Source organism: Kitasatospora sp. NPDC001683 (genome assembly GCF_053596495.1).
In genome coordinates, this window is sequence record NZ_JBSFGK010000008.1 from 106,826 (window position 1) to 120,501 (window position 13,676).

13 protein-coding genes and 1 riboswitch are annotated in these 13,676 nt (G+C 74.9%); of the genes, 5 read left to right on the forward strand and 8 right to left on the reverse strand.

The window, feature by feature from the left end:
* Positions 1-24: 24 nt before the first annotated feature.
* On the reverse strand, positions 25-744 hold the full coding sequence (locus tag ACWCYO_RS06790) for a creatininase family protein (protein WP_449783608.1): 720 nt from the start codon (positions 742-744) through the stop codon (positions 25-27).
* A gap of 18 nt (positions 745-762) precedes the next feature.
* Between ACWCYO_RS06790 and ACWCYO_RS06795 the strand changes: the two genes are divergently transcribed.
* From ACWCYO_RS06795 to ACWCYO_RS06805, 3 genes are read left to right on the forward strand one after another with little or no spacing between them, the layout of a single operon-like run.
* Positions 763-1,080, forward strand: a complete 318-nt coding sequence (locus ACWCYO_RS06795; RefSeq protein WP_449783609.1) for a hypothetical protein — start codon at positions 763-765, stop codon at positions 1,078-1,080.
* A complete protein-coding gene (locus tag ACWCYO_RS06800) occupies positions 1,081-1,311 on the forward strand; it encodes a hypothetical protein (RefSeq protein WP_449783610.1) in 231 nt (76 codons plus the stop codon). It abuts the gene before it with no gap.
* Between the two features lie 29 nt (positions 1,312-1,340).
* Positions 1,341-1,775, forward strand: a complete 435-nt coding sequence (locus tag ACWCYO_RS06805; protein ID WP_449783611.1) for a hypothetical protein — start codon at positions 1,341-1,343, stop codon at positions 1,773-1,775.
* A gap of 52 nt (positions 1,776-1,827) precedes the next feature.
* Here ACWCYO_RS06805 and ACWCYO_RS06810 read toward each other — a convergent pair whose 3' ends face one another.
* A complete protein-coding gene (locus tag ACWCYO_RS06810; protein WP_449783612.1) occupies positions 1,828-4,707 on the reverse strand; it encodes a glycoside hydrolase family 3 C-terminal domain-containing protein in 2,880 nt (959 codons plus the stop codon).
* A 315-nt stretch (positions 4,708-5,022) separates the two neighbouring features.
* Between ACWCYO_RS06810 and ACWCYO_RS06815 the strand changes: the two genes are divergently transcribed.
* On the forward strand, positions 5,023-5,328 hold the full coding sequence (locus tag ACWCYO_RS06815; RefSeq protein WP_270147192.1) for a putative quinol monooxygenase: 306 nt from the start codon (positions 5,023-5,025) through the stop codon (positions 5,326-5,328).
* Positions 5,329-5,421: 93 nt separating this feature from the next.
* On the opposite strand, the gene ACWCYO_RS06820 is transcribed toward ACWCYO_RS06815, so the two are convergent.
* The 6 genes from ACWCYO_RS06820 to ACWCYO_RS06845 all read right to left on the reverse strand — a co-directional run bounded on the left by ACWCYO_RS06820 (position 5,422) and on the right by ACWCYO_RS06845 (position 12,061).
* Entirely contained in the window at positions 5,422-6,261 is an 840-nt protein-coding gene (locus ACWCYO_RS06820; RefSeq protein ID WP_449783613.1) for an ECF transporter S component, read from the reverse strand.
* Entirely contained in the window at positions 6,258-7,859 is a 1,602-nt protein-coding gene (locus ACWCYO_RS06825) for an ABC transporter ATP-binding protein (protein ID WP_449783614.1), read from the reverse strand. Before ACWCYO_RS06825 ends, ACWCYO_RS06820 begins: the two co-directional genes overlap by 4 nt.
* Positions 7,856-8,962, reverse strand: a complete 1,107-nt coding sequence (locus ACWCYO_RS06830) for an energy-coupling factor transporter transmembrane component T (protein ID WP_449783615.1) — start codon at positions 8,960-8,962, stop codon at positions 7,856-7,858. The genes ACWCYO_RS06825 and ACWCYO_RS06830 overlap by 4 nt, the downstream gene beginning before the upstream one ends.
* A 20-nt stretch (positions 8,963-8,982) precedes the next feature.
* Positions 8,983-9,894 carry an SCO2322 family protein gene (locus ACWCYO_RS06835; protein WP_449783616.1) on the reverse strand — a complete coding sequence of 304 codons (912 nt, stop codon included), beginning with the start codon at positions 9,892-9,894 and terminating at the stop codon, positions 8,983-8,985.
* Positions 9,894-11,150: a prenyltransferase/squalene oxidase repeat-containing protein gene (locus ACWCYO_RS06840; protein ID WP_449783617.1), complete on the reverse strand. Its 1,257-nt coding sequence runs from the start codon at positions 11,148-11,150 to the stop codon at positions 9,894-9,896. Before ACWCYO_RS06840 ends, ACWCYO_RS06835 begins: the two co-directional genes overlap by 1 nt.
* Positions 11,151-11,257: 107 nt before the next feature.
* Positions 11,258-11,337, reverse strand: a riboswitch (cobalamin riboswitch).
* A 103-nt stretch (positions 11,338-11,440) separates the two neighbouring features.
* Positions 11,441-12,061 (reverse strand): TetR family transcriptional regulator, encoded by a 621-nt coding sequence (locus tag ACWCYO_RS06845; RefSeq protein ID WP_449783618.1) that lies wholly within the window; start codon positions 12,059-12,061, stop codon positions 11,441-11,443.
* Positions 12,062-12,324: 263 nt separating this feature from the next.
* On the opposite strand from ACWCYO_RS06845, the gene ACWCYO_RS06850 reads away from it, so the two are divergent.
* Positions 12,325-13,635: a glycosyltransferase family 4 protein gene (locus ACWCYO_RS06850; RefSeq protein WP_270147200.1), complete on the forward strand. Its 1,311-nt coding sequence runs from the start codon at positions 12,325-12,327 to the stop codon at positions 13,633-13,635.
* The last annotated feature ends 41 nt before the right edge of the window (positions 13,636-13,676 follow it).

Genomic DNA, 13,676 nt, shown 5'->3' on the forward strand with positions numbered 1-13,676 from the left:
ACGGGGCGGGGCCCGAAGTGTTTCTCAGCTGCCCGCGATGATCGAGAGGTGCGCGGCGGCAGACTCGGACAGGCTGTCGAGCAGGGCTTGGCCCTTGGCCGCAGTTCCGAGGGAGGGCTGTCCGATGATGCCGTTCTTCGTGTAGCCGGCCATGCCGAGCGTGAGCAGGTGCGGGCGCTCGGGGGCGGAGTGGTCGTCCTGGTCGATGCCTTCGCGGATGAGCTCCGGGGCGCCGTGGAGGAGGAGCGACACCTCCAGTTCGCCGCCGTGCATGTCCTCGGCGCCTGAGCTCTCCAGAGCGGCGGCTTCGCGCGCCCGGTGCCAGTCCTCGCGGACGGGGAAGAGGGCGACGCGGGGTCCCTCGGTGTTGGCCTCCTGGACGACGTTCGAGAGGACGTAGTTCCCGCCGTGCCCGTTCACGATCAACAGACCGGGGACGCCCGACGCCTGGAGCGACTTCCACGTGTCGTTGATCACGGCGTAGAGCGTGGCGGCGCTGATGCTGACGGTGCCCGGCATGTGGGCGTGCTCGTGCGAGCAGGACAGGGTGATGGGTGGCAGGAGGAACAGGTCGTAGTCGGTGGCGATTCGCTGGGCGATCAGACCGGCGACGACGGTGTCGGTGGTCAGGGGCAGGTGATCGCCGTGCTCCCCGTCGTATCTCGCGACAGTTGAGTATTCGTACTCAGGTGCGATCTCCCGGCTCCTGGTTCGATCGACTCCGAACGGAGCAATGGGTCCCACGCGTACCGGATGTGACGAGTGAGCGGTAAGAACGACGACGCGCTGAAGGTGGACACCAACGGTCTGTCGAAGGTCGGAAAGCAGTGCCACGACATCGCGGAGCAGATGCCGGCCGAACTGGCCCGGGTGCACAAGCCCTCAGACGAGGCCGCGGCCGGTCTGAGCGGCTGGCTCTCCGGCGCCGCGATCACGGCGTGCACGGAGGCGTGGGAGAAGGGGCAGCGCCAGCTCGCCAAGGACATCGGCGACAACGGCAACAACATGGTCACCGCGGCGAACAGCTATGACGGTGTGGACGACGCCGTGCACAAGAGCCTGGTCTACGGGGGCCGGTAGATGGACCTGTACCAGCTGGAAAACGCGCAGCCCTCGCGTCTGGCCGCTCTCGCCAACGCCTACGACTCCCTGGGGAAGGCCAACCACGCCCACTTCGAGGCCGTGAAGGAGACCTCCCGCTGGGTCGGCACCAACTGGTCGGGGACCGCCGGGAAGGCCGCGAGCAGCAAGCTGAAGCAGACGAACAACTCGCTGGACGGCTCGTACGTGGCGATGCAGGTCAGATCGTGACCCGGATCTCGCCAGCCAGAGCCGTCGAGTTGTCGAACCGGGTTGAGGCCCGCTGGAAGCAGCTCGGATACTCGACGACGCGTCCCGCGGGGTCGGCGTCGACCGTCAAGGCCACGGCCGGGGACGGCAGTGAGCTGGAGCTGGACATCTCGGCAGACGGACGGGCGACCGTCCAGGTCGACCTGGGCCAGTACTTCCGAAACTCGCCCTCGTCGAACTTGGGGTCTCCTTCGCGCTGCCCCGCGCTGATCACGGCCGTGGTCACCACCGCGCCGGAGGGCAGCGCCGGTGCGGCGGGCGGGCTGCTCAACGCCGTCCGGCAGGTCGGGGCGACGGTGGGCGTGGCGGTGACGGGCGCGTTCGTCGGCGGGAGCACGGGTGGGCTGGCGGCGGCGATGCTGCTCCCGGCGGCGGTGTGTGCGCTGTCGGCCGTGCTGGTGCGCCGGAGTCGCGGCGCCGTCTGATCGGCCGTGCTGGTGCCCCGGGGCCGCGGCGTCGTCGGATCGGCCGAGCCGCTCAACTGGGCAGGGTCCAGAGCTGGTTGGGGCCGGCCTGGCAGTCCCAGATCTGCAGTCCGGTCCAGTCGGCGCTGCTGCCGTTCCTGGCGTCCAGGCAGCGGTTGGAGGCGGGGTTGAGCAGGGTGCCGTCCGGGCGGGGCTGCCAGCGCTGGGCGCCGGTGCCGTTGCAGTCGTAGAGCTGGGCGGAGGTGCCGGCGGCGGTCCAGCCGTTGGTGACGTCCAGGCACTTGCCGAACGCCCGTAGTGAGCCGTCCTGTTGGACGGACCAGTCCTGGGCGCCGGTGGAGTTGCAGTGGTAGAGCTGGACGGCGGCGCCGTTGACGGTCGACGCCCGGGCGACGTCCACGCACTGCCCGGCGATGCCGGTCAGCGGGCCGCTCGGGCGGGGGGTGGCCCAACGTTGCTCGGTGGCCCCCGAGCAATCCCGCAGCAGCAGGCGGCCGTCGGCGGCGGCGAGGCAGCGGCCGGAGGCCGGGTGCAGGAGCGAGGCGTCCGGGCGCGGCTGCCACGCCTGGTCGGTGGCCCGGGCGTCCGGATGGCAGTCGCGCAGCAGGACGGCGGTGCCGTCGGCGGAGCCGGCCGGGGTGAGGCAGCCGCCCAGGACTCCGATGCCGCCGTCCGAGCCGACAGTGGCGTCCTGGGCCGCTGTTCCGGCACAACTCGCGGTTCGTACCGGCTGGTTGGGGTCGGTGGCGGCGGCCTCGGCGTCCAGGCAGGACCGGTCGGAGCCGGTGATCCGCCCGGACCAGGCGGAGACGGCGGGGGAGCCCGGCGCGTCCACCGCGCCCCGTAGCCGGGGCGCGCGGGAGGAGGAGCCGACGGTGAGGCCGTACCGGCCGCCGGGGACGCCCCAGCCGTGGACGCCCTGGTCCCAGACGGCGAAGGCGGAGCGGTCCAGTGGCAGCTCCAGGTGGGTCGAACCGCCGGGCGCCAGGGTGACCTTGTCGAAGGCCTTGAGCTGCTGCGGCGGCTCGCCGGTCGTGGACGGGAAGGTCAGGTACAGCTGGGGCACCTCGGTGCCGGTGCGGGTGCCGCGGTTGGTGAGGTCGAAGCCGACCCGCACCCGGCCGGCCTGGTCCGGGCCGGTCACGCTGAGGTTGGCGTAGTCGAAGGTGGTGTAGGAGAGGCCGTGGCCGAACGGGAACAGCGGGGCGGTGCCGCTGGCGTCGTACCAGCGGTAGCCGGGGCCGAGGCGCTCGGTGTAGTGGTAGGCGCCGTCCGTGCCCGGGTACTGGGCGGGGTCCTGGATCGGGGTGGCGTTCGCCGAGGTCGGGAAGGTGACGGGCAGCCGCCCGCCCGGGTCGGTGTCGCCGAACAGCACGTCGGCGAGCGCGGCGCCGCTCTGCTCGCCCGGGTACCAGGCCTCGACCACCGCGGGCACCGCGTCCAGCCACGGCATGGTGACCGGCCCGCCGCTGTTCAGTACCACGATGGTGTGCGGGTTGGCGGCGGCGACGGCCCGGATCAGCGCGTCGTCCGCCGGGGCGAGGTCCAGCGAGTCGCGGTCCGCGCCCTCGGTCTCCTGGTCGCCGACCACCACCACGGCGGCGTCCGCCCCCGCGGCCACCGAGGCCGCCGCCTTCGGGTCGTCGCCGGGGTGGTAGCGCACCTGGGTGTTGGTGCTGGCGCGGGCCGCGATGCCCTGGCGGGGTGTCACCGTCTGTTCCGGGTACGGGGTGACGTGCGAGGAACCGCCCCCGCCGGTGTAGGCGCGGTCCGCCCAGGGGCCGATCACCGCGACGGACTTCAGCCGGGTGGCGTCGAGCGGCAGGGTGGCGTTCTGGTTGCGCAGCAGAACCGTTCCGGCGGCGGCGGCGGTACGGGCGTCGCGCGCGCCGGCGGCCGGGTCGGAGGCGGGCGGCTGACCGCCGTCGAGCGCCCCCGTGCGCGCCATCAGCCGCAGCACGCGCCGGACCTGGTCGTCCAGCACGGCCGGGGCGAGCCGCCCGCCGCCGACCGCGGCGGGCAGGTCGGCGAAGTACGTCGATCCGCCGAACTCCTGGTCCAGGCCCGCCGCCGCGGCGTTGACCGAGGAGTGGGTGGCCGGGTAGTCGGAGCCGACCGTCCCGTCGAAGCCCCAGCGGCCCTTCAGCACGTCGCGCAGCAGTGGGAAGTTCTCGCACGCCCAGATGCCGTTGACCGGGTTGTAGCCGCACATCGCCGACCAGGCCCGGCCGTCCCGGACGGCCGCCCGGAAGGCGGGCAGCTCGATCTCGGCGAGCGTGCGCTCGTCGACGTCCGAGCTGTACGACTGGCGGTTGTTCTCCTGGTTGTTGGCGGCGTAGTGCTTGACCTGCGCGGCGACGTGCTGGGCCTGGATGCCGCGCACCTCGGCGGTGGCGACCCGCCCGGCGAGGTACGGGTCCTCGCCCAGCGTCTCGAAGTCCCGTCCGCCCTGCGGGATCCGTACGGTGTTCACCATCGGCGCGTACAGCACCTGGTAGCCGCGCGCCCGCGCCTCGCGGCCCAGCACGTCGCCGTAGGTGGTGGCCAACGCCGGGTCGAAGGCGGCGGCCAGCGAGACCGGCGCGGGCAGGGCCGTCGCCGGCCGGCCGTCCCGCACGCCGGCCGGGCCGTCGGACAGCAGCAGCGGCGGGATGCCGAGGCGGGGCACGCCCGCCACGTAGCCGACGGAGTGCACGCCGCCGGGGGCGTCCGTGCCGCGCAGCAGGGTGACCTTCTCGTCCGTGGTGAGCTGGGCCAGCAGGTTCTCGACGCGCTGCTCCGGTGAGACCGGGTCGCCCTTCGGGCTCTCCGGGCCGCTCGGGGCGGCCACGGCGTTGCCGGTCGTGGCCGCGACCAGGAGGCAGCCGCCGAGCCCGAGTCGGAGGAGCCGCGTCCGCAGGGGGAACCGCATCCGCAAGGGGGGACGTCGCATGCCAACCACCACCGATCGACGGAGTCGTACCTGGCCCGGTCGGCCTGAAGAAATGACGGTCCATCAAATTTACGGCGCACGGACACGAGATGGCAGGTGGCGTACCCGGCGCGTGTCGGGCACGTCCGGGGCTCGCCCGGCCGCCGGGCGCCCCGACCGGGTGGTCGGTCCCATCGTGCCGTCGGGGCTGGGTAGATTTTCTGATCATGAGGTCGGCAACCGGGGGGTGGTCGAGCGCTGCCCTCGCCCGGTCCGCCCTGGACTGGTGACCGTCCGGCTCCGACATCCCGTTCACCACTGACAACGGAGAATCACATGCCCATCGTCATCGCCACGATCAAGACCAAGCCCGGCCGCCGCGAAGAGGTCCTGGCCGCCTTCGAGAAGCACTCCCCCGAGGTCCACGCCGAGCCCGGCTGCGAGCTCTACGCCGTCCACGCCGGGCCCGACCGCGTCACCGTGGTGGAGAAGTGGACCGACCAGGCCAGCCTCGACGCCCACAGCGCGGGCGCTTCGCTGGCCGCCATCGCGGCCGCCATCGGCGACACGCTCGCCGAGCCCCTCGACGTCGCGGTCATGCAGCCCTTCCCGGCCGGAGACGCGGCCAAGGGCCTGATCTGACCCTCGCAAGCCGTCGTCGCCGGGCCCGCGCCGGCAAGCGGGGGCCCGGCGGCGTCGTTCCACCCGGCCGCCGTCCACCCCGGCGGTGGCGGTTCACCCGGCCGACGGTGGACGGAAGTCGATCGGTGCGTCGAAGGCCGCGCGGCGGGTCGTGCGGCGCAGGGCGCGCAGCACTGGCCTGCCGAGGGTGAGGCACAGGACGACGGTCAGCACGGCGCGCGGGAGGTCCCAACCCAGGGACGTGGTCAGGCAGTAGGCGCCGAAGCGGACCAGGTTGGCGGGCAGCGGATCACCCGGGACGAAGGAGATCGAGCCGGCCATCCCGCCGATGTACGGCCAGCCCTGGAGGTTCATGATCGTGCCGTACAGAACCGAGGCGAGCGCGCCGTAGCCGGCCAGCAGGAGGAGTTCGCGGCGGCCGCGCACCGTGGCGGCGCCCGGCAGCAGGCCCGCGCCGAGGCAGACCCAGCCCATGGCGAGCATCTGGAACGGCAGCCACGGCCCGACCCCGCCCGTGAGCAGCGCGGAGGCGAACATCGACAGCGAACCCAGCACGAAGCCGAAGCCGGGGCCGAGGACCCGGCCGGAGAGGACCATCAGGAAGAACATCGGCTCCAGGCCCGCCGTCCCTGCCCCCAGCGGGCGCAGGGCCGCGCCCGCCGCCGCCAGAACCCCCAGCAGCGCCACCGACTTGGCGTCCAACCCCGGCGCCCCGCCGCCCGCCGAACGCCCCTCGGAGATCTGGGCGATGACGACGGCGAGCAGCAGGGGAAGCAGCAGGGCGAACAGCCACGGCGCGTCGGCGGAGTGGCCGACCAGGGCCGACCTGGTGGAGGCGAGCAGCGGCCAGCCGAAGGCCGTCACGCCGACGGAGGAGACGAGCAGGAGCGCCGCGACGGACCGGCGCCCGAGCGGGACGGGACGGCCGCTCATGCGCTCAGCGCCTTCGCGACCTGCTGGACGGTGAGCCACGGCCCCGGCGCCAGCACCTTGGCGACCTGCGGCGCGAACGCGGGCGAGGAGACCACCACCTCCGCCGTCGGCCCGTCCGCGACGAGCTCGCCCTCGGCCAGGATCAGCGTGCGGTGCGCCAGCTCGGCGGCCAGCTCGACGTCGTGGGTCGCCAGCAGCACGGCGTGGCCCTCGGCGGCCAGCGAGCGCAGGATCTCCACCAGCCGGGCCTTGGCGGCGTAGTCCAGGCCGCGGGTCGGCTCGTCCAGGAGCAGCAGTGGGGGCCGGGCGGTGAGGACGACGGCGAGGGCGAGGGTGAGCCGCTGGCCCTCGGAGAGGTCGCGGGGGTGGGTGGCGTCGGCGATGCCGGGCAGCAGGCGTTCCGCCAGGGCGCGGCAGGAGCCGGCGGGAGCGCCGGCGTCCGCGTCCGCGGCGGCGCACTCGGCGGCGACGGTCTCGCCGTACAGCAGGTCGCGCGGGTCCTGGGGGACGAGGCCGACGTGCCGGATCAGTTCGGCGGGGCGGGTGCGGTGCGGGGTGCGGCCGCCGACGGTGACGCTGCCGGAGGTGGGGGCGTGCAGGCCGACCAGGGTGCCGAGCAGGGTGGACTTGCCGGCGCCGTTGCGGCCCATCAGGGCGGTGATCTCGCCGGGGCGCAGCGCGAGGTCGACCCCGCGCAGGGCCTGGACCGGGCCGCGCCGTACCGCCAGGCGGTCGGTGACGGCGATCGGCGCACCGTCCGGAACGTCGGCGCGAACGGGTATCCGGCCGTCGAGCCGCTCCCGCAGCCCCGAAGCCTTGCGGCGGGCGTCGCGCACGGACAGCGGCAGCGGCCGCCAGCCGGCGAGCCGGCCGAGGCCGACCACCGGCGGGTGCACGGGGGAGTGCGCCATCACCTCGGCGGGTTCGCCCAGCACCGGTTCGGTGCCCGGGGTCAGCAGCAGCACCTGGTCGGCGTACTGGACGACCCGCTCCAGCCGGTGCTCGGCCATCAGCACGGTGGTGCCGAGATCGTGCACCAGTCGCTGCAGGACGGCCAGCACTTCCTCGGCCGCGCCCGGGTCCAGCGCCGAGGTGGGTTCGTCCAGCACCAGCACGCGCGGGTGCACGGTGAGCACCGAGCCGATCGCGACGCGCTGCTGCTGGCCGCCGGAGAGGGAGTTCAGGGCGCGGTCGCGCAGGTCGGCGAGGCCGAGCAGGTCGAGCGTCTCCTCCACCCGGCGCCGCATGACGTCGCCCGGCAGGCCCAGGGACTCCATGCCGTAGGCGAGTTCGTCCTCGACGGTGTCGGTGACGAAGTGCGCCAGCGGGTCCTGGCCCACCGTGCCGACCAGGTCGGCGAGTTCGCGCGGACGGTGCTCGCGGGTGTCCCGGCCGCCGACGGTGACCCGGCCGTGCAGCACCCCGCCGGTGAAGTGCGGGACCAGCCCGCTGACCGTCCCCAGCAGGGTGGACTTGCCGGAGCCCGACGGGCCCACCAGCAGGCAGAGTTCGCCCTCGGGAACGGTGAGATCGACGTTCGAGAGAACCGGTTCGGCCGCGTCCGCGTACCGGACGGAGACCTGCTCGAAGGTGATCACGATGCCCTCCGGGGCGGGGTCGGGGCGGCGAACGCCGGTACCAGGCCGAGGAGTACGGCCAGTACGGCGGCCAGCGGCAGCACGGGAACGGTCGGCGGGACGACGGTGGGGGCGAAGGCGGCCGGATCCCGGGCGGCGAGGTAGCCCACCAGGGCGGCCGCGGCGGCGCCGGACCCGGCGGTCATCCACTCGGGCAGCGCCCAGGGGTCCGGCCGGTAGCGAGATCTGGCGGATCGTCGGCCGCCGAGCAGCAGCCCGGCGAACGCGGCGGCCAGGCCGAGCAGCAGCACCGGAAGCGCCCAGTCGGTGCCGTCGGCGCTGAGCAGCCCGTACGCGGCCAGGCAGACCCCGAGCAGTCCGGCCAGGGTGAGCGCGGCGGTCACCCGGGCGAGCCGGCGCGGGACGTCGGCGGTGCGGCCGAAGCCGCGGGTGTCCATCGCCGCCGCCAGTGCGATCGACCGCTCCAACGCGCCTTCCAGGACCGGGAGTCCGATGCTCAGGACGGCGGCGACGCCCCTGTCCGTACGGCCCCGGAGCCGGCGGGCGGCGCGCAGCCGGCGGACGTCGGCGACCAGGTTCGGCGCGAAGGTCATCGCCACGACCACGGCCACGCCCGCCTCGTAGAGCGCGCCGGGCAGGGCGCGCAGCAGGCGTGCCGGGCTGGCCAGCGAGTTGGCGGCGCCGACGCAGACCAGCAGGGTGGCCAGGCGCAGCCCGTCGTACAGCGCCGAGAGCAGGCCCTCGAGCGTGACCCGCCCGCCGATCCGCACCCCCTGCGCCCAGGCGGGGAGCGGGAGTTCGGGCAGGGCGAACAGCACGTGGGTGCCGGGGACCGGCGAGCCGAGCAGCACGGCGAACACCAGCCGGATGCCGAGCACCAGCAGTCCGAGCCGCAGGAACGCCCCGTACGAACGCGACCAGGGCGCATCGCCGCGGCGCGCCGCGACCACGTAGCCGGCGGTCGCGGCGAGCAGCAGCAGGATCACCGGATTGGTGGTGCGGGTCGCCGCCACGCCGAGCCCGAGCGCCCACAACCACCAGGCCCCGGGGTGCAGTTGGCGCGGACCGATGGGCGGTCGGGTGCTACGGGCAGGGCTGCTCACGGATCCGTCCTGGAAGGGGATTAGGAGTGACGGCGGCGGCGCGCCTGCCAGACGGCGCCACCGGCGAGGACGGCGACCAGTGCACCGCCGGCGACCGGGCCGACGTCCGGGCCGCTGCCGTGGCCGGCGGGAGGGTTGGCCTCGGCGGCCCCTGCGGCGGCGTCCACCTGGTCGCCGCAACCCGCCTTCGGGTACCCGGCGATGGCGCACAGCAGGCCGTTGGAGTCGTAGCGCAGCGGCGGGGCGACGGCGGCCAGCACCTCGGCCGAGGTGGCGCGCGGCGCGACGCCGGCGCAGGCCGTCCGCTGCCCGGGCGGCTGCGTGGCGGCCGTCCCGGCGTCCTCGGCCGTCCCGAAGTCCAGCACCACGGCGACCCGCTTGCGGCCGTCCTGGGCGGGCGTGCCGGCGCAGATCTCGTCGAACCGGGCCGTCGCGCGCGGCTTCGCGGCGTCCTGCCCGCCGTCCGGGCTGACGGCGAACCGCCATCCGTCCACCGCCCCGTCCGGCGGCACGGCGATCGCGGGCCCCTGCTGCTGGTACGTCCACGCCCCGCCGTCGGCCCCGCGCCAGAACGACCAGTACCGGTACCCGGCCGCCTGCGCGGGCGCGGCGGCGACGAGCAGCACCAGCGCCCCGAGGAGGACGGCCCCCAGGGCCCGGCGTGGGCGCCGGGCCACGGCCGGGGCGCGATGGTGGGCGGGCCCGGCGGCGATGTGGCGGTGCCGGGGCGGGCCGACGTCGACGTGGCCCGAGGCCGACGCGGGCTGCGCCTCGACGGCCTCGCCGCTCGCATCGGGTGTGGGCGGCTCGGTGGTGTGCCGGCAGGGCTGGTCAGCGGCCCGGCCACCCGATGCTTGCCGGCCACGCGTTGCCGCGCAGCCGCCGGGCAGGGTCGAAGCTCCGCCCGGCCGGGCGTCAGGGGCGGAGACCATCAGAGGTTCGGGTTGCGCTTGCGCTGGAGGCTGAGCAGGAGGCCGCCGCCGATGCCGATGAGGAGGCCGACGATGATCAGCCAGAACTGGCCCATGCCGTCTCTCTTCTTCTTCACCGGGGTGGCGTCCGCCGGGGAGGCGCCACCCTTCGGGGCCGGGCCGAGGGCGGTGAGCTGGTGGGTGAGGTCGGTGGTGGAGCGGTGGGCGGCCTGGGAGACCAGGAGGAGGCTGGCGGTGGCGGCGGCGTCGGTGCCGTTCTTGGTCCAGGCGGCGCGCTGCCCCTCGAGCCAGTCCACGGCGTCGGTGGCCTGCTCGGGGTGGCCGTTCTGGATCAGGGCCAGGGCGGCCCAGGCGGTGGCGGTGTGGTCGGGCTTGGGGTCGGCGCCCGGAGTGGTGAGGGTGAGGTGCTCGCCGCCGGCCGCGAGCTGCGCGGTGAGGTAGGCGCCGACCGCTTCGCCCGACTCGGCGTGCGGAATGGTGGCCGGCGCGGAGCCGTCGGCGCAGGCGAGGGCCTTGGGGGGCTCGTCGGCGCGCACCGAGGTGGCGACCGGCAGGTGTCCGCCTGCGGCGGCGAGGGCGGCCTGGGCACTGGCCAGGGTGTTGGGGGCGAGGGTGCCGGCGGCCGGGTCGGGCTGGTAGGCGAAGGCGCCGCGCTGGTCGGCGGGGGCGGTGCAGCCGAGCTGGAAGCGGGCGAGGCCGTCGAAGGCGTTCTTGCCGGCCGCGGCGCCGCCGCTGCCCGGCTTGGCGGCGCTCGCCGGGTCGGTGCGGGCCGCGAACAGCGCGTTGACGGCGAGTCCGGTGGAGTTGGCGTCGCCCGGGTTGCCGGGGTTGTAGGGCCAGCTGCCGTCGGCGTTCTGGTTGGCCTTGAGCCACTGCACGCCCTTGTCGACGGCCGGCTGGTGCCCGCCGAGCGCGACCAGGGCCTGGATGGCGACGGCGGTGGCGTTGCTGTCCTCGGTCTTGGCGTCACAGGCCGCGCCGGCGGCCCGGTAGGAGGGCCAGCCGCCGTCCTCGCACTGCTGCCCGGTGAGCCACGCCACCGCCGAGTCGGCCGGGGTGATCTTGTCCGCCGCCAGCGCGGTGAGCGCGAGGGACTGCCGCCAGACGCCGTCGTAGGTCGGGTCGCTCTTGCCGTACAGGCCCTCGGGCAGGGGAGCCGACGGCGACGGGCCGTCGGCGAGGGCCGGTCCGGCGGCGACGCCGGCCAGCAGCGCGGCGGACAGGGCGGCGGCGCCCAGGCGGGCGGCGGTCAGCATGGTGCGGGTGTGCCTTTCGGTGAGCGGTGGGGGCCCGGGCGGGGCCGTTCCGTAGTCCTCGACGGGTGCCGGGCGCGGGCGTCCGGCTCGCCGCTCGTCCCTCCCCGGGTGCTCCGACTCGCCCGGCGCGCGGGAGCGCGGTGGGGCTCACGGTTGCGGGTCAGTGCCGGATTCGCACCGGCTTCCCCCGGGGGAGGAGCGGGATGGAGTTGTGCTGCCCGTCGACTCTAACCGCCGGGCCGCGGCCCGCGGACCGGCTCAGCAGGAACACGTTCCAGTCATCGGGCCCGTCACGGCAGGGTCAGCAGCCGCGCCGCGGTGTGCAGGTCGGCCCGGACCTCGGCGATCGAGGCGCGTCCGGAGAGCCAGGCGACCAGGGCCGAGTGCCAGGTGTGCTCGATCACCCGGACGGCCGCCCGCTGGCTCTCGCTGGGCGGTCCGGACTGGCCGATCGCGTCCAGGATGAGCTGTCCGGTGGCGGCGCTGACCAGGTCCACCTCGGTACCGACCGAGCGGTCCGCGAAGCACATCGCGCGGACCATCGCCTCGGCCAGCAGCGGCTCGCGCTGGAGCGCGTGGAAGGCCCGGGTGAGGGTGTCGGCGACCCTCGGCGCCGGCTCCCGGTCGGTGGGCGGGTGCCGCCGGATGTGCTCCTGGAGCTCCTGCAGCTGCTCCAGCATGACCGCGACCAGCAGGTGGACCTTGGAGGGGAAGTACCGGTACAGCGTCCCGAGGGCGACCTGTGCGCTCTCCGCGACCTCCCGCATCTGCACCGCCTCGTACCCGCCGCGGGCGGCCAGCGCGGTGGCGGCCCGCAGGATCCGGCGGCGCCGTTCGGCCTGGCGCGCGGACAGCGGCGGCTCGCCCTGCGGAGGGGTGGCGGGGCTCACGGACGTGGTCGGCGACGGCAAGGGTGCTCCCGGGGGCGCGTGGGTGGCGGCGTGCTCCAGAAAGGTCGACCCGAAGGCGACCCGCGGTCGGTCGGGGCGGGCGCGTGGCGGGAATCACCAGCCCTGGCTCCTGAGCGAAAGCTACGGGCCGGTATCTTCGAGGTCTCTCATTGTTCACACGGTCGATGACGAGTTCCACAGCCACTGAAACCTGATCTACTTTAGCGACCGGCGCCACCGTTGGGGCCGCTCGCACCGATAGCAGCCAGAGATGAGGGCCGAGGATGACCGCGCACCCGCTGCGGATTGCCCTGCTGTCATACCGCGGGGACCCGTTCTGCGGCGGCCAGGGCGTGTACGTACGGCACCTCTCCCGTGAGCTGGCCAGGCTCGGCCACCACGTGGACGTGATCGGCGCCCAGCCCTACCCCGTGCTGGACGAGGTCGAGGGCCCCGGAACGGTCCGCCTGGTCGAGCTGCCCAGTCTGGACCTCTACCGCGCCGACGACCCCTTCCGCACCCCCGCCCGGCACGAGTTCCGCGGGCCGGTGGACGTGCTGGAGTTCGCCACCATGCGCACCGGAGGCTTCCCCGAGCCGCTCACCTTCTCGCTGCGCGCCCGTCAGTACCTGGCCCGGCACAAGGGCCGCTACGACGTGGTGCACGACAACCAGACCCTCGGCTACGGCCTGCTGGGCCTGGCCCGGCACGGCTTCCCGCTGGTCACCACGATCCATCACCCGATCACCGTCGACCGGCAGTTGGAGCTGGACGCGGCCACCACGAGGGCGAAGCGGCTCTCGCTGCGCCGCTGGTACGCCTTCACCCGGATGCAGCGCCGGGTCGCGGCCCGGCTGGACCACGTGATCACCGTCTCCGGCACCTCGCAGCGCGAGATCGCCGAGCACCTGGGCGCCGCCCCCGGCGCGATCTCGGTGGTGCCGATCGGCGCCGACACCCGGCTCTGGTCGCCCTCCGCGGAGATCGAGCGGGTCCCCGGCCGGATCGTCACCACCTCCAGCGCGGACGTGCCGCTCAAGGGCCTGGTCTTCCTGGTCGAGGCGCTGGCCAAGGTCCGCACCGAGCGGGAGGCCCACCTGGTGGTGGTCGGCAAGCCGCAGAAGGAGGACGGGCCGGTGGCCGAGGCGGTGCGCCGCTTCGGGCTGGCGGAGCACATCGAGTTCCGCACCGGACTGACCGACCGGGAGCTGGTCGACCTGTACCGCTCCGCCGAGGTGGCCTGCGTCCCCTCGCTGTACGAGGGCTTCTCGCTGCCCGCCGCCGAGGCGATGGCCACCGGCACCCCGCTGGTCGCGACCACCGGCGGGGCGATCCCCGAGGTGGCCGGGCCGGACGGCGAGACCTGCCTGGCCGTGCCGCCGGGGGAGGCGGACGCGCTGGCCGCCGCGCTCGGCCGGCTGCTGGACGACCCGCGGCTGCGCGCCGAGCTCGGCGCGGCCGGCCGCGAGCGGGTGCTGGCCCGGTTCACCTGGGAGCGGGCCGCCGAGCTGACCGCCGACGCGTACCGGGCGGCGATCGCCACCGGTGTCGGCGCCCGGGCCCGCTCCGGGCCGGGCTGGCGGTACGTGCCCTGACCGGTACGTGCCCTGAGCGGCGCGGCTCGGGCGCGGCGCGC

Coding starts and splice junctions, on each gene's coding strand:
- ACWCYO_RS06815 (WP_270147192.1), top strand. CDS start 5,023: ATGCCCATCGTCATCGCCACGATCAAGACCAAGCCCGGCCGCCGCGAA.
- ACWCYO_RS06800 (WP_449783610.1), top strand. CDS start 1,081: ATGGACCTGTACCAGCTGGAAAACGCGCAGCCCTCGCGTCTGGCCGCT.
- ACWCYO_RS06850 (WP_270147200.1), top strand. CDS start 12,325: ATGACCGCGCACCCGCTGCGGATTGCCCTGCTGTCATACCGCGGGGAC.
- ACWCYO_RS06840 (WP_449783617.1), bottom strand. CDS start 11,150: ATGCTGACCGCCGCCCGCCTGGGCGCCGCCGCCCTGTCCGCCGCGCTG.
- ACWCYO_RS06835 (WP_449783616.1), bottom strand. CDS start 9,894: ATGGTCTCCGCCCCTGACGCCCGGCCGGGCGGAGCTTCGACCCTGCCC.
- ACWCYO_RS06820 (WP_449783613.1), bottom strand. CDS start 6,261: ATGAGCGGCCGTCCCGTCCCGCTCGGGCGCCGGTCCGTCGCGGCGCTC.
- ACWCYO_RS06810 (WP_449783612.1), bottom strand. CDS start 4,707: ATGCGACGTCCCCCCTTGCGGATGCGGTTCCCCCTGCGGACGCGGCTC.